Origin of the sequence: Microcoleus sp. PH2017_28_MFU_U_A (genome assembly GCF_020738035.1) — a bacterium.
In the GTDB taxonomy this organism is placed as follows: Bacteria; Cyanobacteriota; Cyanobacteriia; order Cyanobacteriales; family Microcoleaceae; genus Microcoleus.
Genome location: NZ_JAEQCX010000040.1, coordinates 11,071 through 33,388 on the forward strand (window position 1 = coordinate 11,071; position 22,318 = coordinate 33,388).

Below are 22,318 nucleotides of genomic sequence, written 5' to 3' on the forward strand. Positions count from 1 at the left end.
GCTAAATCTTTCCTGCTTTTATCGCTTCTGCAAGAGGAGGTCCGATCTGTACTTGTCCTGGTAAATCGCCAATATCAATAATCTGTATGCGATTCTTTTTTCCATCACCTAGATCTGGAAATTCCCACAAACTGACAACTAGCGATCCAAATAGTGAGATTGCTACATGACCAGGAAATGGTGTTCTATCTGTAAAATACACTAAATCTCCAGGCTGAGGATATTTTGTTGGGCTGGAAGCATCTTTTTTACGAGTTGGGTAGAATGGTAACTCTGGATCTCTACTGTATCCCATTGTAGTCATCTGTCGGCCTGTTGGGTAAGTTGATTCTAGAAAATTCTTGATCTGTTTACCACTAATTTGACCGCAGAGAAAAGCTGCATATAAAATCATTTCCCAGCAGTTCATTGTCGCATCAAAAGATAAAGCATTCTCCGTATTTCCATACAAAAAATGGGAAATCAAGTCATTGGGAGTGTTACTCCAGCGCTGCTCTCCTGTGAGTAAGGATGCTGCGATTGCAGTTGCTAACTCTGGTTTGCTGCTAAAACTATCTCTGATGAGTCGCATCATTTTTGGGTCTTGAGTTATTGTCCTTCGCTCGGATTGTGAAGACCTAAAAATTAAAGCAAAAATCTTGTTATAATTGGCGATCGCCCCTGCCCCTGTTGTCAATAATCTCCTGATTTTTTCCTTGAAAGAAGGTTCTCCACCACCACCAGGCCCAGCAACCCAATTATCAGGAGCATTATTAATTACCTTCTCAGATTCAAGCTCTTTAAAAGTACGACGCGGTGGTGTCCAAATATCCTGACTCGGCTTAGGAGGCTTATTTAACTCCGGTGGCACATTCTTCCCCTTCGGAGCCTTATTCAACCGCGGTGCCTCCCCAAATTTCGGTACATCATTTACCTGCGGTGTTGTTTTCTTCGGATCGAACCCTCCCCTTTTCGACTCAGACTCACCCGGCAAATACTTACCATCTTTCCAACTAGACTTCGACCAACTCTCACTCCAATCATTCCTGCCATCATCCCAGACTGTCCCGCTACGAGTCCAACTCCAGTCACTGCGACTACTGCTATAAACAGCTCTTTTAGTCGTCGATTCAGAATCTGAGCCACTGATAGTCTCACTCCAACTGTAACCTCCCTTAAAGTAAGACTTGGTGTAACTCGAAGTCCAGCTAGAATACTTGTAAACGTCACTCACTACCCCCTTACTATCGTAACTGCTATCCCTCAACCATTTTTGGTAGGTCGAACTGCCATTCTCTTCTTTTCGACCATCTTTGTAAGTTGTTACTGTCTGTGAATTACTCGTCTTTGAGGTATCGCTATTGCTAGACGAATTGGTATTGTTGCCTTCGGTACTGCTATTACTTTTACTCGCGGTTATTGTCGATTCATCGCTGTTACTTTTGGTCGTGTAAGTATCAGCTTTGTATTCAGTATCCCACTGCTGTTGATTTTCAGAATAGCTTTCACTTTCGTTTTTGGAGCTGGGTTTTCCGGCACTGTTACTGCTGGAAGAGTTTGATTTATTGATTGAATAATGGTCGCGATTGTGGTTTCTAGTATCTCCCCCATTTTTGTAACTTTCCGTGCTGTTGCCCTGAGTTACTGAGTAATTATTATCTCGATTGTTTCTCCAAGAGTTAGTGCCGTTGCTGCTGTTTGTTTCTTGGGACTGATTCTGGGTATATGTGTCTGTGTTGCTCTTATTTTTTGATTTGCCGTCATCGTAACTGCTGTTAGCATTACTGTTCCCTTCTGAGTAAGTATCGCGGGTGCTACTACCGACGGTTTTGCCGTTGGTTGTGGTGTTGTCCCAGGTGTTGTTGGTGATTGAATGGTTGTCGCTGCTATTGTTAGTTTTGGAGGGGCCACTGCTAGTTTTGCTGTGAGAGTTGAATTGAGTGACTTCGGAATTATCGCCGCTGTAAGTGCTGTTGGAATTGTTGCCTTTGCTGCTCGAAGTCCAGTTAATTTTTCCTTTTCTTTGAGTTGTAGTGTTGTCGCCGGAAGTTCCATTACTGCTGGTGTACTGATTGTTTGTGGTTGATTTTGAACCTGAATCTTCTTGGGTTTTAGAGTTGCTTTCTCCATAGTTACCGTCATGTTTGCCATCGGATTGACTTTGGCTGTTTAGGTAACTGTCAGAAGCACTTTTTTGAGTTTGTGAAGGACTGGTATAGTTGCGATTTGAACTCCATTTCTGTTTGGATGAGGTTTGGCTGTTTCCTGTGCCTTCGTATTTGAGTCGGTTCTGGCTTGACTGGGATTTATCTGTTCTTTCTATTGAGTAGAGGTAAAGGTTTTTGTCTGTGTAGTCCTTGGTGTTTGTGTTTGTATCTGTTTTTGTTTCAGAGAAAGAGTTGCCGTTACTGTTGGTATTGGTACGGCTTTTGTTCCAGTTGGAGTTTGTGTGTGAGTAGCTTCTGTTGGTTTGGGTGTTTGTGCTGGTTGTACTGCCGGATTTGCTGGTATTGCTGGTAGTATTTGGCGCTAGTTCTGTGGTAGTGGAACTGGTGCCGACGTTGTTGTCTCCGGTTGAGGTAGTGGTGGTTTTTGGTTGGTTGGTTGTAGCGTTGGTTAATGCTGCTCTTGATGACGGTTTGGCTGTGGCTTGGTTAATGTTTTCGTCGGGACTGGTTAGGGGTTTGATTAATTGTTTGGTGGCTGCTAATACTGGGATTGCGGGGATTGTTTGGGCGGCGGTGGCTATGGCTAATTCTTGGTTTAAGATGCCGTATCCTGTTCTTTCATCCCATCCGGGTACGTCGATGTCTGTTGCTGTTTCTAGGAGGATGTTTTTGATTTGTTGGGGGTTGAAGGATGGGTTGGTTTCCCACATTTGGGAGATGGTTTTTGTGATGATGGCTGCTGCTATTGATGTACCTTGTTTTGGTTGGCTTGTGGTTTCTGTTGTGCTGCCAATTGTGTCCAATGCTAGGATGTCTAAGCCCTCTCCGTAGCTGGAATATGGGCTGCGGTTGTTGTTAGAAGCTGCGCCGACTGTGATGATGTTGGGGAATTCGGTTGAGGCTTGTCCTAGAGCTGAGGATTTCGAGCCTTCATTACCTGCGGCTGCTACAATCAGGATGTTGTTATCAAAGGCGTATTTGAGTGCTGCTGTTTCTGTTTCTGTCAGTTTGTGCCGTGTGGTTTGCGTGCCGTCGGGATTGATTTGGGTTAAGTCGAAGCTGAGGTTAACTACGGCGTTTGGTTGTTTTGATGCTTTTGCTGTGTCTACAAATTCTATCAAGGATTCTTGCCAGTTGCCGGAACCTGTGGCTCTTCCCAACCAAATTGGTGTTTGGTGATTGTTTTTGTTTTTGTCACCGGCAATTATTTCGAGGATTGCGCTTCCGTGTTGGTTTCCTTCGTTTGGTAGGAGTAGGGGGTTGTTGTCTTTGTCGATTAAGTCTTTTCCGAGGATGATTTGGCTGTAGTCGATGTTGGGGTTGTCGGCGGCAAAGCCGGTGTCGATGATGCCGATTAATAGTTGAGTTGGTTGGGGGAAATTGGGAGTTGTTTCTAATTCGGTAGTCGTGTCAGCAACTGGGTAATCGTTAATCTTGGTTTCGGAGTCGCTTTGACTGGTGGCGATGATATGAAGAGGATTTTCTGGCTGATTATTTGCGGATGATGCTATTTCTGGAATAACGGTTATTTTTTGGGATTCGGTTTCAAAGTTAGGGTTTGCATACTCGTCAATGGTTGTTTCTGGCTGATTGTCTGTGTTGGGAATGATATTTGCTGAGTCTGACGGCAAATAATTTTGAGTGGTGGCTGTTTGGGGAATATTAGTTAGGTTTTCCGAGTCGGTATCAAAGTTGGCAATTGTGTATTCTGACTCGGATAGTGGATGGTTGTCGGTTGATTCTGCTGTGGCTAATGTGCGGTTGAGAGTTTCAAACAGTGTGGAAATTTCCTCGTCATAAATTAGTGGGAAACTTTCATCGGCTTGGCTGGTAATTTCGGTAGTGTCTGCATTGACAAAGGTATTGGGGAGATTTAATGAGGTATTTTCAATTTCCCCGGTGAGAATGTCTGTTGCTGCTGGTATTCCTGGTAACTCGGCGGTTTCTGTTTCAGTAGAAGCTGAGGGAATGGCAGTTGTTTCTGTTTTTTCACCTGTTATTTCGTCTATTGAATGAATAACTGCGACGGCTAGTTGAGTGTTTTCTGAGATTGTTGGGACTAGATTTGGGGAAATTGTCGCGTTTTGGGTTTCTGTCGTTGAGAAATCTAGTTTTTTCTCGACAGGCTTTCTCGTAACAGTCGGGTTTTGAGTTTCTGTGGCTGGAGAATCTGGTTTTTTCTCGACAGGATTCGCCACAGCAGTAGAAACAGTAGAGTTTTTAGCTTCTATGGCTGGAGAATCTGGTTTCACTTCGGCAGGATTTATCGAAACAATCGGATTTTTAGTTTCTGTTACTGGAGAATCTGCTTTTTTCTCGATAGGATTCGTCGCGTTTTTAGTTTCTGTGGCTGGAGAATCTGGTTTCACCTCAGCAGGATTTGTCGCAGCAGTGGAAACTGTCGTGTTTTTAGTCTCTGTCGTCGCAGAATCTGCTTTTGTCTCAGCAGGCTTTGTCGCAGAATTAGGAGTTTCTGAAACTATTGCGCTTTTACTCTCTATCGCTGAGGAATCTGGTTTTACTTCGACAGGCTTTGTCGTGTTTTTAGTCTCTGTCGCTGGAGAATCTGCTTTTACTTCAGCAGGCTTTGTCGTGGAAGTGGGAATTTCTGAAACTGTCGTATTCTTCGTGTCTGTCGCGGAGGAATCTGCTTTCACCTCCGCAGGCTTTGTCGTGTTTTTAGTTTCTGTGGCTGGAGAATCTGCTTTTGTCTCAGCAGGCTTTGTCGTGGAAGTGGGAATTTCTGAAACTGTCGTATTCTGTCGTGGAAGTGGGAATTTCTGAAACTGTCGTATTCTTCGTGTCTGTCGCGGAGGAATCTGCTTTCACCTCCGCAGGCTTTGTCGTAGAAGTGGGAATTTCTGAAACTGTCGTATTTTTGGTTTCTGCCACTTCAGTACATTTACACTTTTCAGGAGTTGTGTCTGCTGTTGTTGCGTTGCTGTCGGGAATTTCGGAAGCTGTCGCTGTTGCGTTTTTGGTTTCTACTGTTGGAGAATCTGTTTTTGCCTCGATCAGATTTTTGGTATTAGTTGAATCTTCGGAAACTGTTGCAACTTTAGTCTCGGTAGCGGAGGAATTTGGTTTTATTTCGGCAGGAGTTGTCACAGAATTGGTAATGTCCGAAACAGTCCCATTTTTAGCTTCTGCTGTGAATGTGCTGGAGTCAGTTTTGAGGTTATTGGTAGTTTCTAATTTTGTGCTGTTGCCAGTAATTGGATCTATTGTGGAGGTTGTTGTTGCGTCTTTTTTAGGTAGAGTATCGATTGTCGTTCCGGGCTTTTCAATCAGTAAAGCGTCTATTTCTGTGGTTTTTATCGGTAACTCTGTGTTGCTTTCGACTGATAATTGCCTTTCCTTTAACAATTCTGGACAGATGTTGATCGTGTCTAATTCGCTTGGCTGTATGTTTTTTTCTGGGGGGGGGAATGATAAGTGCTGGCAATGTTTCCTAACTGCGTCTTTTCTGTAATGTCAGGAATTATGGATGTGCTGGTAGTTGTGCTGGGGGTGAGCGAGTTGATTGATAACATTAGTTGCTTCCCTGATTTTTCAAATGTTAATGCGTTTCCTTGGACGTTCAAGGATAGTATTGACTTTTGTTTTTTGGAATTTATCAGCCAATGATTGAGTTTTATGCAGCGCGAATAAAAGCGCTACACTCAGCGTTAAACTGTCAGTTGCGCTCTGATGGTCGGCGCTCTGATGAAAGATGTTGATGAAAGATGTTTGTGCCGATCGCTCTTTTTTTGTTCGGCTGTTTTTGTTGCTTTGTTGAGCTTACTAATAACCGTTATAACGTGTCAATAGCTGTGTGGCATCTTTACGAAACTTTTACATATAGACGCTCTTTACATATATTGATAAAGAGCGCTGAAGCGCAACTACGTACCTATTTGTCTGATGACTATGCTCTTTACATATATTGATAAAGAGCGCTGAAGCGCAACTACGTACCTATTTGTCTGATGACAATGCTTTGATGGGTCGATCGCCTTTACCTACGCTCCTACCTCAATAATTGTCCAAAACTTAGAACTGTCACAAAACTTTAAAATCTTAAAGCTAGTATAGCCTTTCTCAAAAAGGTGAGGTATGACTGACAGGTTATATAACCACTGAAACCAAGAGGGCTGAAGCCCAACAACGTACCTCATCTTTCTGAGAATGCAGCTTACCACGGCAAGCCTCGCGCATCGGAAAAATCAGCATCGAGAACCGCCCCGGGATCGAATATAGCGCCAGTTAAATCAGCTTTTCTAAACGACGTTACTGACAATTTTTCGATTTCTTCAACCGCGATAAAAAAGCCGATCGCACATAACCCCAAAATAACCCCAGAAACCAAAAATAAACCAATTCCCCTCAGAGTATCCCCGCCCAAAAATGTCACAATACCGTTAGCGCCGATCGCAGCAGCAGCCCCAGCTACAGCCCCCGCCACAATTCCCGCCTCGCCCCGAGTCGCAGCAATCGCCGTCGCAGCAGTCCCAGCCACAGCCACAGCCCCCGCATCCACCCCGCCAATCAGTCCAATCAAAGCCCCAGCAGCCGTCACTATCACCGCTGTTACGCCAGCCCTAGCAATCAATTTTTTTACTCGGCGGCGGCTTTGTCCGGTTCTGACGCCCTGAAAATTTGCCCCTCTCAAAATCGCCCCGGTGAAATTGCAGCCTCGAATGTCGCAACCGCTGAAGTTCGCCCCTGATAAATCCAGCCCTTTAAATGAACGGTTCCGCAAGTTTTGGTTGGCAAAATTGAGATTTTGAGTCATAAGGAAGAGGGAAGAAGGAAGAAGGAAGAGGGAAGAAGGAAGAGGGAAGAAGGAAGAGGGAAGAGGGAAGAGGGTTTGAGGAATTAAGCATATCTTAACTGTCGGGTGCGACTTCTTTAGCAGAAAATAAGATATATGTCAATTATTATCCGATATTTGGTAACTTCTCAGTTTCCCTGTACGATCGATCGCGTCCTAGGAACTCATCGGAGCCGCCAAAAACTGCTACGATCTTTGAGATTAAGTTGACAACAATGCAGCCCCTTCAATTCATGCTAGAAATTAAAATCTGAATGCTGTTATCCACAAACTCTGTCATCCTAGAAATTAGCATTAACAGTCCTGGATGGACGAGTGGTCAGAAACCGGGTTTTTTACCGAAAAGATTTGGGTGCATCTGGCGCAAGACAAATATGTTTGTAGGGGCGAAGCATGACCGCAGTCAATATGGGATTATAACTAATAATTTATATGCGGTCATGCTTCGCCCTCCTCAAAAACCAGATGCACCCAAAGATTTCCTTCCAACCCTCAGATTAAATAAAAAACCCGGTTTCTTTGGTCTTGATACCTAAATCCCGATCGACAAAATCCCAAGTCGGGATGTAAAATCTACAAAACATCGCAATTATTATGCCAAACCTCCCATTTTCCCCCGAACAAATTGCCGCTGAAAGACTCAAACCCGAAGAATATGAAGAAATCGTTCAGCGCCTCGGCCGCCATCCCAATAAGGCTGAATTGGGAATGTTCGGCGTGATGTGGAGCGAACACTGCTGCTACAAAAATTCGCGGCCGCTATTAAAACAGTTTCCCACAGAGGGCGATCGCATTCTCGTCGGCCCAGGAGAAAATGCCGGCGTCGTAGACTTGGGAGATGGCTTGCAACTTGCTTTCAAAATTGAATCCCACAACCACCCGTCAGCAGTGGAACCTTTCCAAGGTGCTGCAACTGGCGTCGGTGGGATTCTCCGCGATATCTTTACAATGGGTGCTCGCCCGATCGCACTTTTGAATTCTCTACGTTTCGGCAATTTAGATGATAGCAAAACTCAGAGATTGTTCAAAGGTGTTGTATCGGGAATCAGTCACTACGGAAACTGCATCGGCGTACCCACGGTTGGCGGCGAAGTTTATTTCGATGCTGCTTATTCTGAAAACCCGCTAGTTAATGTCATGGCTTTGGGTTTAATGGAAACTCAAGAAATTGTTAAATCTGGCGCATCGGGAATCGGAAATCCTGTGCTTTATGTGGGTTCAACTACTGGCAGAGATGGCATGGGAGGAGCAAGTTTTGCCAGTGCAGAATTGACTGACAAATCGATGGATGATCGCCCCGCTGTTCAAGTAGGAGACCCGTTTCTGGAAAAATCTTTAATTGAAGCTTGTTTGGCAGCATTCAAAACTGGCGCAGTCGTCGCCGCCCAAGATATGGGCGCGGCAGGAATTACCTGTTCGACATCGGAAATGGCAGCCAAAGGTGGTGTCGGAATTGAATTTGATTTAGATAAAGTTCCGGTTCGAGAAAGCGGAATGGTTCCCTACGAATACCTGCTTTCGGAATCGCAAGAACGGATGTTGTTTGTTGCCCAAAAAGGGCGGGAACAGGAATTAATTGATATTTTTCACCGCTGGGGATTGCACGCCGTAGTCGCGGGGACAGTGATTGAAGAGCCGATCGTCCGAATTCTGTTTAAAGGCGAAATCGCTGCTGAAATTACCGCGACTGCTTTGGCAGATAATACGCCAATTTATCACCGCGAATTGTTAACGGAAGCGCCAGAATATGCTAGAAAAGCATGGGAATGGACGGCGGACAAGTTGCCGGAATGCACCGCAGCCGGTATCGAAGTTCAAGGTGATTTCCAAACTTGGAATCAGATTTTGCTGACTCTTTTAGATACTCCCACCATCGCTTCTAAACGCTGGGTTTATCGCCAATACGACCATCAGGTGCAAAATAATACTGTTGTTTTGCCGGGAGGCGCTGATGCTGCTGTGGTCAGATTGCGGCCTCTGGAACCATGTCAAAAAGAACCCCCCCAACCCCCCCTTGCTAAGGGGGGGCTACAAGAGGAAGAACCCGCCCTTACTAAGGCGACGCTACAAGAGGAAGCAGAAGCTATTCCCTTATTTAAGAAAGCACAAGGAAGAGAAACTGCCGAATTTTCTCCCCCCCTTGTAGGGGCGGTGCCCCCGTGCCCGCCCTCGCCAGGGGGGGTTATTCCCGGAGTTGCGGCGACGGTTGATTGCAATTCTCGCTATGTTTATCTCGACCCTTATGAAGGTGCAAAAGCCGTCGTAGCGGAAGCAGCGAGAAACTTAAGTTGTGTCGGTGCTGAACCTATTGCAGTTACGGACAATCTCAATTTTGGCAGTCCCGAAAAACCTGTAGGATATTGGCAGTTAGCATCGGCTTGTCGCGGGATTGCTGATGCTTGTCGCGAGTTGAAAACACCTGTGACTGGGGGTAATGTTTCTCTGTACAATGAAACGGTTGATTCTGATGGCAATCCTCAACCGATTTATCCAACTCCGGTAATCGGAATGGTGGGATTGATTCCAGATTTGACGAAGATTTGCGGTCAAGGTTGGCAAAAGAAGGGCGATTTAATTTATGTGTTGGGAATTGGAGCAAATAGTCAGGATGAACTGACCTTTTTTCAATCGGCTAATTCTGAATTGAAAACTGAAACTCCGAAGAAATCGGCTTTTGCTACTCTCGGAGGTTCGGAATATTTAGCGGCAGTTCACGGGATTGTAGCGGGGAAACCGCCAAGGATTAATTTTGAATTGGAAAGGAAAGTGCAATCAGTTTGTCGCGACGGTATTCGCAGCGGTTGGGTATGTTCGGCCCACGATGCTGCGGAAGGTGGAATTGCGATCGCCCTGGCGGAATCCTGCATCTCTGGTAAACTGGGTGCGGAAATCCATCTGGGCTTGAATTCGGCAAATGTTAGCCGTTGGGATGAAGTTTTGTTTGGTGAAATGGGCAACTGCATTATTGTTTCCATCGCGCCGGAAAATCAAGGAGTTTGGGAAGCTTACTTGCAAGAACATTTGGCTAAAATGTGGCAGAAAATCGGTGTAGTTGGGGGTGCTGACTCGCCTTTGCGGGTGTTGAGTGCGGATAATTTGGGGTTGATTGAGGTCGGGATGGGTGATATGGGCGATCGGTTCTATAATGCGATCGAGCGTCGAATTGGATCTGTTTGATGGCGAGCGATAAGTAGCGGTGGTTGAAAGTGCCTGGTTTCAACCACCGCTACACTGACAAAACCCGCCTGCGCGGGTTAAATTTCTACAATATATTTTCTTCTTTAAAACCCACAATTATGAGAAATTTACAAACGTTTGATTTTGAAACAGTGACAGTTGATGTCCAGGGTAATATAACTAACCGTAAAGACAATCAAGCACAATTTATTAGCGAAGATTTAGGTGGCGGTGCAAGCTTAGAAATGATAGCAATCCCTGGAGGCAGTTTCCTGATGGGCTCCCCCACTGAGGAAGTAGGGAAAGAAAATATGGAAAATCCGCAACACAAAGTTAACATCTCTCCTTTTTTTATGGGCAAGTATGAAGTCACTCAAGAACAATACCAAGCGGTGATGGGAAATAACCCATCTAAATTCAAAGGCGCGAAACGTCCTGTAGAAAAAGTAAGTTGGAATGATGCTGTGGAATTCTGCGAGAAACTTTCCCAAAAAACAGGCAAGACTTATCGCTTACCTTCGGAAGCCGAGTGGGAATATGCTTGTCGCGCGAGAACTAAAACACCTTTTCACTTTGGCGAAACAATTACCGCGGATTTAGTCAATTATAGTGGCTATCCCTATGGTTCTGCACAATGGGAACCTTCCCGCAAAGAAACAACGGATGTCGGGAGTTTTCCTCCGAATGCTTTTGGACTTTACGATATGCACGGGAATGTTAACGAATGGTGCAGCGATAGCGTGAATTTTAACTACAATGGCGCACCAAATGATGGAAGTTCTTGGGAAACTCACTCTGACTTGAGAGTTCTTCGTGGCGGTTCCTGGAAATGTCATGCGGTGAATTGTCGCAGTGCCTATCGCTCCGGGAATAGGGCAGGCGACGACGACAGAGGTTTTCGCGTTGCTCTTGTTTCTGGGTAGTCTCACTTGTAGGTGCGTCGCTATCAACAATCTACAAATCAAATTGACAATCTCACAGCGACGCACCCTACAAACACTGTTCACCTGCTATCATCAAGATAGACGCATCGTAGGAAAACAACCGATGACACTAACAGAATTACTCCCTACCATTAAAAAACTGTCTGCGATCGATAAACGAGAGTTAATCCGTATTCTTATGGCGGAAGAAGATATCAGTCAGAATATTTTTCCTTTGGAACCTTACAAGACTTACTACTTGCCAACTCCCTACAATACTTTTGGTGCTGGTACAGCTTTGATGCAGGCAATGAATCTGGCTAACAGCAACGAAAAGTGAGTATTATGCGATTTCAATACTCTACCAATCACCCCTCTCAAGATGAGTTTGACAGCTTACCGCGCATTCCCTTGATTCTGCACCACAATAACCAGAGAGTCGAAGTTGTTGGGTTAGTAGACAGCGGTGCAACAGTGAGTGTATTGCCTTACAAAATAGGAATTCAGCTTGGCTTAGTGTGGGATGACAGCAAAGCCATTATTCGACTGGCTGGTAACGTTGGTAATCAACCAGCGATGCCAGTATTTTTCATGGCTGAAATAGGGGAGTTTGCTCCGGTAAGATTAGTATTTGCTTGGGCAAAAAGTGATAGCGTATCATTGATTCTGGGACAGACAAATTTTTTCTTAGAATTTGACGTTCACTTTTATCGTTCTCGGCTTGAGTTTGATATTGAGCTGAAGCGTTAATTTCCACCATAATTTATTGGCACGGTAATTCTATGACTGCTACAACCGATCGCCCTTTAAAACATTTTTGCATAGAAGACCTGAAAAGTGCCGACCTCACAGGTATTTCTCTCATCCCTCAACCTTTAACCTTGCGTTTGGACTTTACTTTCGGAACCGGGATCTACGATACTGCGATCGAATTCTATCAACTCGTGCATCAGGTAATCTCTCAACCTGTCAACGCCGACTCAGAAGACTCTTGCTTCTGGGTAGGTAACGCAGAATTAAGACAACTGACAGAAGATAAAAGTCAAATTTTATCTGCTTTGTCCTATCCTTTTCAAAATCAAGAGGGTTTGGTTGAGACAGGTTCTTCAACTCTTTTCTACTTTCGGCTGGAAGGAGATATTTGTATCGAAGTAGTTTGCGGTAGTTACAAAATTTTTCAAGAATTGGAAGCGGCGGTTGAAACCGCGTCTAGATAAACAAAACCCGGAGGATGTGCGGGTTGAAGCCGTAGGGTGCGTCGCTATCAACAATCTACAAATCAAATCGACAATCTCGCAGCGACGCACCACATAATAGCAAGTGCATGGACTTAATCCGTAGGGTGCGTCGCATCGAAAATCTGCAATTTCGATCGACAATCTCGCAGCGACGCACCACACAATAGTAAGGTGCATCGCCATCTACAATCTGCAAGTTTCATCAAGAATCTCGCAGCGACGCACCCTACCAATTAGACTGAAAAATTTATCTGCTCTGTGCTATTGACATAACTTGTCGTGTCAAAAATGATTTATATGGCCGCACAGATTCCCATGATGATATAGTATGTCAATCTCACACAAAAGTCAAGAGCGATCGCCATTAAATGCTAATATTTCAAACAGCCCGTGAAGCGTAGCTATCCCGTAGGAAATCGCCCTCGATATCTTAATCTTTGAAAAAGACCTATTTGCCCTACAAAATCTATCGATTTGCGAATCCCGAATTACTTATGCGGGTTTTCCCCCCGTTAGCGAAGCCCTCGAAGAGCATCGCCCCCGTGAATAAACGCTACTATCAGAGATATGGGCGATCGATATTACAATCCCCTTAAACGCCCCACATCCCCAGCCAGAATGCCAAACAACTTGAAATTAATGTTCGATCCGTGGCAATATTAAGGAATTATTAAGTTATGCGACGCGATCGCAAACAAAACTTCCCGCTGAAACTTTCCCGCTAACCCACCGTTCCCATTAGGAGCCCACCCATCTATGATTCCCAACCATTCCTTCGAGGCTGACGAGCATTCTAGCAAACCAGACAAGCCCGAGGAAGCTTGCGGCGTTTTCGGTATCTACGCACCGGGTGAAGATGTCGCCAAGTTGACCTACTTCGGCTTGTATGCTTTGCAGCACCGAGGTCAGGAATCCGCCGGAATTGCTACTTTTGATGGTGAAACAGTCCACCTGCACAAGGAGATGGGACTGGTTTCCCAAGTCTTCAACGAATCGAATTTAGGTCATTTGCCCGGTAACTTAGCCGTAGGGCACACTCGCTACTCTACTACCGGCTCGTCCCGCGTGGTCAACGCTCAGCCTGTGGTTGTCGAAACTCGCTTGGGAAGTCTGGCTCTAGCACATAACGGGAATCTTGTCAATACTAAAGAATTGCGGGAAGAATTGCTGTCTCGGAAGTGCGAGTTTGTCAGCACGACGGATTCAGAGGCGATCGCAGTGGCGATCGGTTGGGAGGTAGACCAGGGCAAAGACTGGCTGGAAGCTGCGATCAGTGCCTTTGCTATGTGCCAAGGAGCCTTTAGTTTGACGATCGCCACCCCCCAAGGCGTCATGGGAGTCCGCGACCCCCACGGCGTCCGCCCGCTGGTAATTGGCACCCTCCCCACAACTCCGCAACGGTACGTTTTAGCATCGGAAACCTGCGGATTAGATATTATCGGTGCTGAATTTTTGCGGGACGTAGAACCGGGAGAATTAGTTTGGATTACAGAGGAAGGTATGGCTTCTTTCCACTGGAGTCAGCAGCAAAAACGCAAACTTTGCGTCTTTGAAATGATCTATTTTGCTCGACCAGACAGCATTATGGAAGGTGAAAATTTATATACCTACCGACTGCGGATCGGGCGGAGGTTGGCAGTCGAATCTCCGATTGATGCTGATATAGTCATCGGTGTTCCCGATTCTGGAATCCCAGCGGCGATCGGCTTTTCTCAAGCTTCCGGCATTCCTTACGCCGAAGGATTGATTAAAAATCGCTACGTCGGACGCACTTTTATTCAACCGACTCAGACAATGCGCGAGTCAGGAATCCGCATGAAACTCAACCCTCTCAAAGATGTGTTGGAAGGAAAGCGGGTCATTATTATCGACGATTCTATCGTCCGCGGCACTACCAGCCGCAAAATTGTCAAAGCCTTGCGGGATGCGGGCGCCACCGAAGTTCACATGAGAATTTCTTCGCCCCCGGTGACTCATCCTTGTTTTTACGGCATCGACACCGACAATCAAGATCAGTTGATTGCTGCTACCAAATCCGTCGCCGAAATTGGCGTTCAAATTGGGGTGGATTCCTTGGCTTTCTTGAGCCGGGAAGGAATGCTGAGTGCGACTAACGAAGACACGAAAAGTTTTTGTTCGGCGTGTTTCACCGGCGATTATCCGATCGAGATTCCGGAAATGGTCAAACGGGCGAAGCTCTTATTAGAAAAGGCTGCAACCTAGAAAACCAAACAGCGAGAAAGCGATCGCCAGTCAGTAGATTTTAGATTTTAGATTTTAGATTTTAGATTTTAGATTCACACGGCTCGCACAGTGAATCTGATATCTAAAACTTTAGTCTAAAACTCTGCTGTATTCGCGACGATTGTTTAGCGCTTCTATCCGTTTTTGGGTAAGTAGGTGGGTGTAAATAAATCGGTTCATGTAACAGAACGTAAAGCAACCGTAACCCCTGCGTAGCCGCGTGCCTGCCCGTTGGCGAAGCCGCCCTGAAAGGGCTAGGGCTTATGCTTCGCTTCACTTCGTTTCGCTCTCTTCGGACATACTTGTGTATTTTCATACTCATCTACTTAGCTCGCTTTCCGCGATTTGTCGATTGAAAAAAATTTTCTGGTAAGTCATTGCCAGAGTGTGTGTAGAAATGTTAAATTAACTTAGCTCTAGCAACTCTGGCAGAATTTGTGAACTGTAGGGAGCGATCAGTTGGGTAGAACTCAATAGGCTTGGTTTAAGACAGATCCCCCCTAACCCCCGTTAAAAAGGGGGGACAAGAATCTTCTCAAAGTCCCCCTTCTTAAGGGGGATGCGAGGGGGATCTCCGGGCAATAAACAGTGTTAGCCCAAGCGTATTGAGGTAGAGCTTGATGTGAAACCCAAGACTCCGATTTGAGATTTCGGATTTGAGATTTGTCCTTGAATCTAAAATCGCCAATCTAAAATCGATCGGCTCAACCTACACTCTCGTTGACAATACCTGCTGGAAATGTTGTATGCTACCTGCGAACTGGAGATAGTTTCTCCAGAAAGTGCGATCTCAAATTGAAGTCGCATTTCGTACCAACAACGGACACATAGGATTTTTTCAGATAACAGGGTCGATCGCGCTAAATCTCCCCACACAAATATTCTACAAGCCAACTTGCTTGAGAATCGCGGGCGGGCGATTCATGCGGAACTAAAGAACTTTAGAAACCCTTGCAGAGTAAAAAATATGGCTCCTTGCGGGCTGAAAGTGAAAGTTAAAAGGCGGAATGCGGTTTCTCAAGTCAGCTTAAATCGGAAACTTCGTGCAATTAGATACTGTTCTCAATCAGCCGAGCAATACCAGCTCATCCTCTCGTACAAAAGAGTTACCTTTTACTCTTGGTGATGTCAAAGCAGCCATTCCAGCCCATTGTTTTGAACCCTCGGCTTGGAGATCTCTAGCTTATTTCTTTTTGGATCTTGGAATTATCGCAGGTTTATACGCGATCGCCTACAGCCTAGATTCCTGGTTATTTTATCCAATCTTCTGGTTCATGCAGGGAACCATGTTTTGGGCATTGTTTGTAGTCGGGCACGACTGCGGGCACGGTTCATTTTCTAAGAGCAAATGGCTCAACAACCTGATCGGACACCTTTCCCACGCACCCATTCTCGTACCCTTCCACGGTTGGCGGATCAGCCACAGAACCCACCACGCCAATACAGGCAGCTTGGACAACGATGAAAGCTGGTATCCAGTGTCGGAGAGCAAATACAATCAAATGCCCTGGTACGAGAAGCTGGGACGCTTTTATTTGATGTTATTTGCTTATCCAATTTATCTGTTTCGGCGATCGCCCGATCGGGTAGGTTCTCACTTCATGCCCGGTAGCCCGATTTTCCGTCCTTCCGAAAAAGCGGACGTATTGACGAGTTCCGCATCATTGGTATTGATGGTAGCCTTTTTGGGTGCGTTAACCTATCAATTTGGTTGGCTGTTTTTACTGAAGTTCTACCTAGTTCCCTACGTAATCTTCGTAATGTGGCTGGATTTGGTAACATTCCTGCACCACACAGAAGCCGATATTCCCTGGTATCGCGGAGATGACTGGTATTTCTTGAAAGGTGCGCTATCTACGATCGATCGCGATTACGGAATCATCAATTCCATCCATCACGACATCGGCACCCACGTCGCCCACCACATCTTCTCGACAATGCCGCACTATCACTTGAAGGAAGCCACAGAAGCCATCAAGCCACTGTTGGGCGATTATTATCGCAAATCAACCGATCCCATTTGGAAGAGCTTTATTCGCTCTTACTGGGATTGTCACTTTGTTTCCGATACAGGTTCTGGAGTTTACTACGAATCGCCTAACAGTCGGAAATCGAATTGAGTTAGCAGGTTAATTTAATAGTGGACAATTGACTATTGACAATTGTCCACTGTTTAAAACTCTTCCGACTCAAAAACCCGGTTTTGCAATAAAACCGGGTTTCTTTTATTTACATTTTTTCCAATCCCATACAACTTCCCTACGCCACAATCCGAATATTTGAAGCACTCAGCAGAGGAGCACCACCCGCTACGTTTCCAGGATTGAGATCCGCAATAAAACCGCCCTCTGCATCTCCGCCAACTAGGATAGAACCGTTGCGGTTAAAAGACAAATCGCCACTTACACGATTGTAAGTAATTTTGGCATTGCTTGAAAACTGTTCGATGAAACTATCTACAACTTCAAATTCCGAACTGAGTAACGTTCCACCAGCAGCAGTGATAAGAGTATCGAAAGTCTTTTTGGATAGAACGAATTTGTCGGAACTAACGCTGAAAGAAGTGACAGTATCAAGGCCAACATCGGAAGCAATAAATGCTCGACCAGTTTCGTAAAGGAATCGATCGGCACCAGCACCGCCAGTGAGCAAATCGTTACCAGATCCACCATTGAGAGTGTCATCGCCGCTGCCACCGGTGAGAGTGTCATTGGCACCTTCTCCATCCAAAAAGTCATTGCCACTGCCACCAATGAGGACGTTACTGCCAATTCCACCATCGAGGGTAACAGATCCTAAGGTAAAAGCTGAAGCATCAATGTTGCCGGGAATATTGTTACTTTGGAAGACAAACAGTTCAGCATTCTCAATTCCATTCAGGCTATCAACCCCCTCACCCGTCACGCTGGTGTTAGTCAGCACGATGTTACTTCCAACAGCATTCACCTTGACTCGATCGATTCCAGCACCACCATTGATGACATCATTACCAGCACCACCGTTGAGGATGTCATCGCCATTGTTACCATTGAGAATGTCAATGCCATCACCACCATTGAGAGTATCATTGCCATCAAGACCGTTAATTGTATCATCCCCTGCTAAGCCACTCAAACTGTTATTAGCGGCATTACCGAGAATGCTATTCCCAAGGGCATTGCCAGTGCCGTTGATGTTAGCAGTTCCCACCAAAGTCAATCTTTCGATGTTGTTTGGTAGAGTGAAGCTGATAGGAGAATTAACGATGTCATTGCCTTCATTAGCCTGCTCGATAAAGGTGGCATTAAGTGAGCCGACACTGTAGGTATCGTTTCCGGGGCCGCCAGCGATAGTATCTGCACCTAAGCCTCCGTTAAGTACATCGTCGCCCGCACCACCATTGAGGCTGTCATTGCCCGTGCCTCCAAAAATATCCCCAACGAGAACGTCATTGCCTCCTCCACCGATCAGGGTGTCATTGCCAACTGCACCCAGAAGTTGGTCATTGCCCAATCCACCGAGGAGGGAATCATCGCCACCGTTACCATTGACAGTATCATCGCCTGCGAGGGCATCGATGAAGTTATTCGCTGCATCACCAAGAATTAAGTCGTTACCAGGGGTTGGGTTTCCGATAATCGCCATGATTTTGTTTCTCCTTATTTGTTTAGGTTTGAATGTTTCTCTTTTGTTACAAACTCAAGAAAATCATCCAAATGAATGATTGACAATTGAGCGACTCTTGCTGCGTACAATGCAAGTTTTGTTTCGCTCTAGACCCAAGTTAAGCAATCAGCTTTGATATGACGACAAGAAAAGGCCGTAAAAAGTCAGGAATAAATAGTCTGAAAAAGTCAGTACGATTAAGATTGGCAAGTTCGATGACCATTGTTCGTCCGCTGGCGGGCGATAAATGTTGAGATCGCTATTTTTGTAAAAACATAGAAAAATCTTGTTAAAGTAAGAGGACTCAGATTTTGCATCCACAGACTAGGCAGGCGAGATACTTACCTGCAAGAGGTTAATTTTTCTTGTGAGATGGGCTGGAAAACTTATCTCACGTAAAATAAGAAAAGCAAGATATCAGAAGACTAATTTAGGAGTGCTGTAAAGCCATGACTGTGGAAGAAGCACTGAAAATTTTAGATAGTGCGATCGCGCCAACTTCTCTGAGCAACATCCAAGAGATCGTATTTCGCCAATCTTGGGAAGGGCTATCTTATTTAGATATTGCTGGTAGCGCTGGCTATGATGCTAGTTATATAAAAGATGTGGGTTACAAGTTATGGCAACTACTCAGTCAAGCACTTGGAGAAAAGGTTACTAAAAGCAATCTTCAAGCAGTAATAGGGCGGCGAGCGCGTCAGGTATCCGTAGAATCATCCAGCACAGAGATACAAAAAATACAGCCACTGCAACAGCAAATTCAACAACAAGAATTTTCTACACACCGCCACTGGGGAGAAATCGTTGATGTCTCCGCATTCTACGGCCGAAATCAGGAATTAGCGCGACTGCAACAATGGATTGTGAGCGACTCCTGCCGTTTGGTTGCCTTGATTGGAATGGGTGGAATTGGCAAAACGTCACTGGCTGCAAAACTCGCGATCGCACTTCAAAATAACTTTGACTTCCTGATCTGGCAATCCTTACGCAACGCGCCACCAATTGAAGATGTATTGTTAAATTTGATTCAAATCCTTTCTGGGCAGCAAGAAACTGCACTCCCGACATCGCTGTCGGCTCAAATTTCTCAATTAATGGGATATTTACGTGCCTCACGCTGTCTTTTAATCCTGGATAACCTTGAGGCAATTCTCGGCAGTAATGATGGCGCAAAGTCCCCCGCAAATTTATCCAGCCCAGAAGCACAAAGACAGGCAGGATGCCTGCCAAACCAGAGTTTTCCCACAGGTATAGTAGAACAATATCGAGAAGGTTACGAGGGATATGGGGAACTTCTGACACGAGTGGGAAGCGAAGGGCATTCCAGTTGTCTGCTATTAACAAGTCGGGAAAAACCCACAACTTTGATGCCGTTGGAAGGCGAAAACTCACCTGTGCGAACCTTACCCTTAATAGGCTTAAGTTCCGAGGAAGTGCAAAATATTTTACAAGCCAATGGGTGTTTTTCCACAACAGAAACAGATTGGGTAAATTTAACTCAACATTATTGCGGAAATCCCCTAGCGCTCAAAATTGTCTCCACAACCGTGCGAGATTTATTTGATGGCAATATTACCAACTTTTTGGAGCATGGAGCGATCGCGTTTGGAGATATCAATATTCTGCTCGACGGGCAATTTCGTCGTTTGTCAGACTTGGAAAAGCAGATCGTGTATTGGCTGGCGATCGATCGAGAATGGATAACGCTTGCCGAGTTACGGGCGGATTTTGTTTCCCTCCCTTCACAATCTAAACTGCTGGATGCTTTGTTGTCGCTAAGAGGGCGATCGCTGATCGAAAAAAATGCCGGACAATTCACCTTGCAACCTGTGGTGATGGAGTACGTTACCGAACAGTTGATCGAGCGGTTCGAGCGGGAAATTCAGTCGCAGAATCTAGATTTATTCATAACCCACGCCCTGATTAAAGCCGAGGCTAAAGATTACGTCAGAGAAAGCCAAACTCGCTTAATTTTAGCACCGTTTGCCGAACGACTAATCGGCGAATACCGCTCTAATAAAGAGGTCGAATATCAACTAAATCAGGTTTTGTTTCGGATGCGATCGCAATTTCCTAACTCAGTGGGATATGCGGGTGGCAATTTGATTAACCTGTTACTTCAATTAAAAATAAATTTAAGCGACTATGATTTCTCGTACTTGAGTATCTGGCAAGCTTATCTGATTGGTACCAACTTGCATCGAGTGAACTTTGCCAATTCCGATCTATCTAAATCCGTTTTTACCAGCAATTCAAATGGGGCTGTATCTGTTGCCTTTAGCTCCGATGGTAATTTTTTGGCAGTCGGCAATGCGGATGGTAAGATTCGAGTCTGCCGCACCCAAGATTATCGAGATTTTCTCACCTGTGAAGGACACACCAGTTGGATTGCTCGTGTTGCTTTCAGTCCGAACAATCAAACTTTAGCAAGTGCCTCTTTTGACCATACCGTCAAGTTATGGGATTTGGCTACTGGTGAGTGTATTCAAACATTAAGAGAGCATACCGGATGGGCGGATTCTGTTGTATTTAGTCCAGACGGTCGAACCTTAGCTAGTGGTAGTTGGGACTGCACAATTAAGTTGTGGGATGTGGCAACGGGTGAATGTTTAAAGACGCTTCAGGGACATACCAATTTTGTAACATCGGTGATTTTTAGTCCCGAAGGTAAACTTTTGGCGACTTGTAGTTACGACAAAACTATAAAATTGTGGCTGCTTGAAACAGGGGAAATTATTAACACATTGCAAGGGCATACACACATCATTCGGTCGATTGCTTTTAGTCCAGATAATCAAACTCTGGTCAGTGGCAGTTGGGATGGTACTGTTCGCTTGTGGGAGATTTCTACAGGACAATGTTTAAAGATTTTGCGGGGACATACCGATCCTGTTGCAGGAGTCGCGTTTAGTCCCGATGGTTGCGCGATCGCTAGTGCCAGTTATGATTGCACGGTTCGACTCTGGGATGTTGCGACTGGACTGTGTTTCAAAATTATGCAGAAACACTGCGGTTGGATCTGGTCGATCGCATTTCACCCGCAAGGTCATACTCTAGCAAGTGGTAGCTTAGATTGCACCGTCACGCTCTGGAATCGGGAAACAGGAGAATCATTCAGGACGCTGCACGGCTACAGCGCTGGGATTAAATCGCTTGCTTTTAGTCCAGATGGACAGTTATTAGCCAGCGGTAGCGATGACACAACACTCAAATTATGGGATGTCCAATCTGGTGAGTGCAGCAAAACACTGCAAGGACATACAAATTGGGTTTGGTGGGTTGCCTTCAGTCCAGATGGTCAAATGCTTGCTAGCAGCAGTAATCGTGGCATTATCCGCTTGTGGGATGTCGCTACAGGTCAATTGCTGCGGGTAATGCAGGGGAGTACAAGCATTCCGAATGTCGTGTTTGCCATTAGCTTCAGTCCAGACGGTCGCACATTGGCAAGTAGCGATAATGCTCATACTCTCCGATTGTGGAACGTTCAGACTGGTGAATGCTGCCAAATTCTGTCAGATAATTGTCGTGCTTGGTCAGTTGCTTTCAGTCCAGATGGCACAATTTTAGCCAGTGGCAGCGATGATAGACTGGTGAGATTGTGGGATGTGCGTTCTGGGGAATGTTTCAAAACCCTTTCAGGTCATACCAGTTTGCTGTTTTCGGTTGCTTTTAGCCCAGATGGAAAGATTCTAGCAAGTAGCGGTGACGACAAAACGGTAAAACTGTGGGATGTTGAGTCTGGAGAATGTCTGAAAACCTTGCAAGGTCACGCAGCTTTAGTTTGGTGCGTGCGGTTTAGTTTAGATGGGCGAATTTTGGTCAGCGGCAGTCACGATAAAACAATTAAGTTGTGGGATGTGTGCTCCGGGGAATGTGTTAAAACCATCCAGAACTATACATCTGAAGTTTGGGCGATCGCAATTTCTCCCGATGGTAAGACCATAGCCAGCGGCAGCGCCGATGGAGCTATTAATCTGTGGGAAATGGAGACGGCAGAATCTGTTGGAAATATGCGATCGCCCAGGATTTATGAAGGCATGAATATTGCAGGTGTCACGGGTATAACCGATGCTCAAAAATCAACACTCAAGGCGCTCGGAGCAGTGGAAATTGCGAATAGTTATTAGTTAT

14 protein-coding genes are annotated in these 22,318 nt (G+C 45.4%); 9 read left to right on the forward strand and 5 right to left on the reverse strand.

What is annotated here, in order from left to right; translation table 11 throughout:
• Position 1 precedes the first annotated feature (1 nt).
• On the reverse strand, positions 2 to 4,399 hold the full coding sequence (locus JGK14_RS08545; protein WP_325314959.1) for a S8 family serine peptidase: 4,398 nt from the start codon (positions 4,397 to 4,399) through the stop codon (positions 2 to 4).
• On the opposite strand from JGK14_RS08545, the gene JGK14_RS08550 reads away from it, so the two are divergent.
• The gene (locus JGK14_RS08550; protein WP_325314960.1) at positions 4,377 to 4,931 is read left to right on the forward strand and encodes a hypothetical protein; all 555 of its coding nucleotides are present in this window, start codon (positions 4,377 to 4,379) and stop codon (positions 4,929 to 4,931) included. The two genes, JGK14_RS08545 and JGK14_RS08550, sit on opposite strands and share 23 nt — an antisense overlap.
• Here the strand turns inward: JGK14_RS08550 and JGK14_RS08555 are convergent.
• The 3 genes from JGK14_RS08555 to JGK14_RS08565 all read right to left on the reverse strand — a co-directional run bounded on the left by JGK14_RS08555 (position 4,860) and on the right by JGK14_RS08565 (position 6,921).
• Positions 4,860 to 5,513, reverse strand: a complete 654-nt coding sequence (locus JGK14_RS08555) for a hypothetical protein (protein WP_325314961.1) — start codon at positions 5,511 to 5,513, stop codon at positions 4,860 to 4,862. The two genes, JGK14_RS08550 and JGK14_RS08555, sit on opposite strands and share 72 nt — an antisense overlap.
• A 23-nt stretch (positions 5,514 to 5,536) precedes the next feature.
• Positions 5,537 to 5,680 (reverse strand): hypothetical protein, encoded by a 144-nt coding sequence (locus tag JGK14_RS08560; RefSeq protein WP_293230776.1) that lies wholly within the window; start codon positions 5,678 to 5,680, stop codon positions 5,537 to 5,539.
• 641 nt (positions 5,681 to 6,321) lie between these two features.
• On the reverse strand, positions 6,322 to 6,921 hold the full coding sequence (locus tag JGK14_RS08565; RefSeq protein ID WP_293176417.1) for a pentapeptide repeat-containing protein: 600 nt from the start codon (positions 6,919 to 6,921) through the stop codon (positions 6,322 to 6,324).
• Positions 6,922 to 7,554: 633 nt separating this feature from the next.
• Here JGK14_RS08565 and purL point away from each other — a divergent pair.
• The 7 genes from purL to JGK14_RS08600 all read left to right on the forward strand — a co-directional run bounded on the left by purL (position 7,555) and on the right by JGK14_RS08600 (position 16,662).
• The gene (gene purL / locus JGK14_RS08570; RefSeq protein WP_325314962.1) at positions 7,555 to 10,137 is read left to right on the forward strand and encodes a phosphoribosylformylglycinamidine synthase subunit PurL; all 2,583 of its coding nucleotides are present in this window, start codon (positions 7,555 to 7,557) and stop codon (positions 10,135 to 10,137) included.
• Positions 10,138 to 10,256: 119 nt separating this feature from the next.
• On the forward strand, positions 10,257 to 11,060 hold the full coding sequence (locus tag JGK14_RS08575; RefSeq protein ID WP_325314963.1) for a formylglycine-generating enzyme family protein: 804 nt from the start codon (positions 10,257 to 10,259) through the stop codon (positions 11,058 to 11,060).
• Positions 11,061 to 11,184: 124 nt separating this feature from the next.
• Positions 11,185 to 11,400, forward strand: a complete 216-nt coding sequence (locus JGK14_RS08580; RefSeq protein ID WP_293176412.1) for a hypothetical protein — start codon at positions 11,185 to 11,187, stop codon at positions 11,398 to 11,400.
• Positions 11,401 to 11,405: 5 nt separating this feature from the next.
• The gene (locus JGK14_RS08585) at positions 11,406 to 11,810 is read left to right on the forward strand and encodes a hypothetical protein (protein WP_293176410.1); all 405 of its coding nucleotides are present in this window, start codon (positions 11,406 to 11,408) and stop codon (positions 11,808 to 11,810) included.
• Between the two features lie 32 nt (positions 11,811 to 11,842).
• A complete protein-coding gene (locus tag JGK14_RS08590) occupies positions 11,843 to 12,277 on the forward strand; it encodes a hypothetical protein (RefSeq protein ID WP_293176408.1) in 435 nt (144 codons plus the stop codon).
• A 777-nt stretch (positions 12,278 to 13,054) separates the two neighbouring features.
• Positions 13,055 to 14,521 (forward strand): amidophosphoribosyltransferase, encoded by a 1,467-nt coding sequence (gene purF / locus JGK14_RS08595; protein ID WP_293176406.1) that lies wholly within the window; start codon positions 13,055 to 13,057, stop codon positions 14,519 to 14,521.
• Between the two features lie 1,064 nt (positions 14,522 to 15,585).
• Positions 15,586 to 16,662, forward strand: coding sequence for a DUF3474 domain-containing protein (locus tag JGK14_RS08600; RefSeq protein WP_293176404.1), 1,077 nt, complete (start codon positions 15,586 to 15,588; stop codon positions 16,660 to 16,662).
• 139 nt (positions 16,663 to 16,801) lie between these two features.
• Here the strand turns inward: JGK14_RS08600 and JGK14_RS08605 are convergent, their stop codons facing one another.
• A complete protein-coding gene (locus JGK14_RS08605; RefSeq protein WP_293176402.1) occupies positions 16,802 to 18,166 on the reverse strand; it encodes a calcium-binding protein in 1,365 nt (454 codons plus the stop codon).
• Between the two features lie 470 nt (positions 18,167 to 18,636).
• On the opposite strand from JGK14_RS08605, the gene JGK14_RS08610 reads away from it, so the two are divergent.
• Complete coding sequence (locus JGK14_RS08610; RefSeq protein WP_293176400.1) at positions 18,637 to 22,314, forward strand: NB-ARC domain-containing protein; 3,678 nt, start codon at positions 18,637 to 18,639, stop codon at positions 22,312 to 22,314.
• Positions 22,315 to 22,318: the final 4 nt, after the last annotated feature.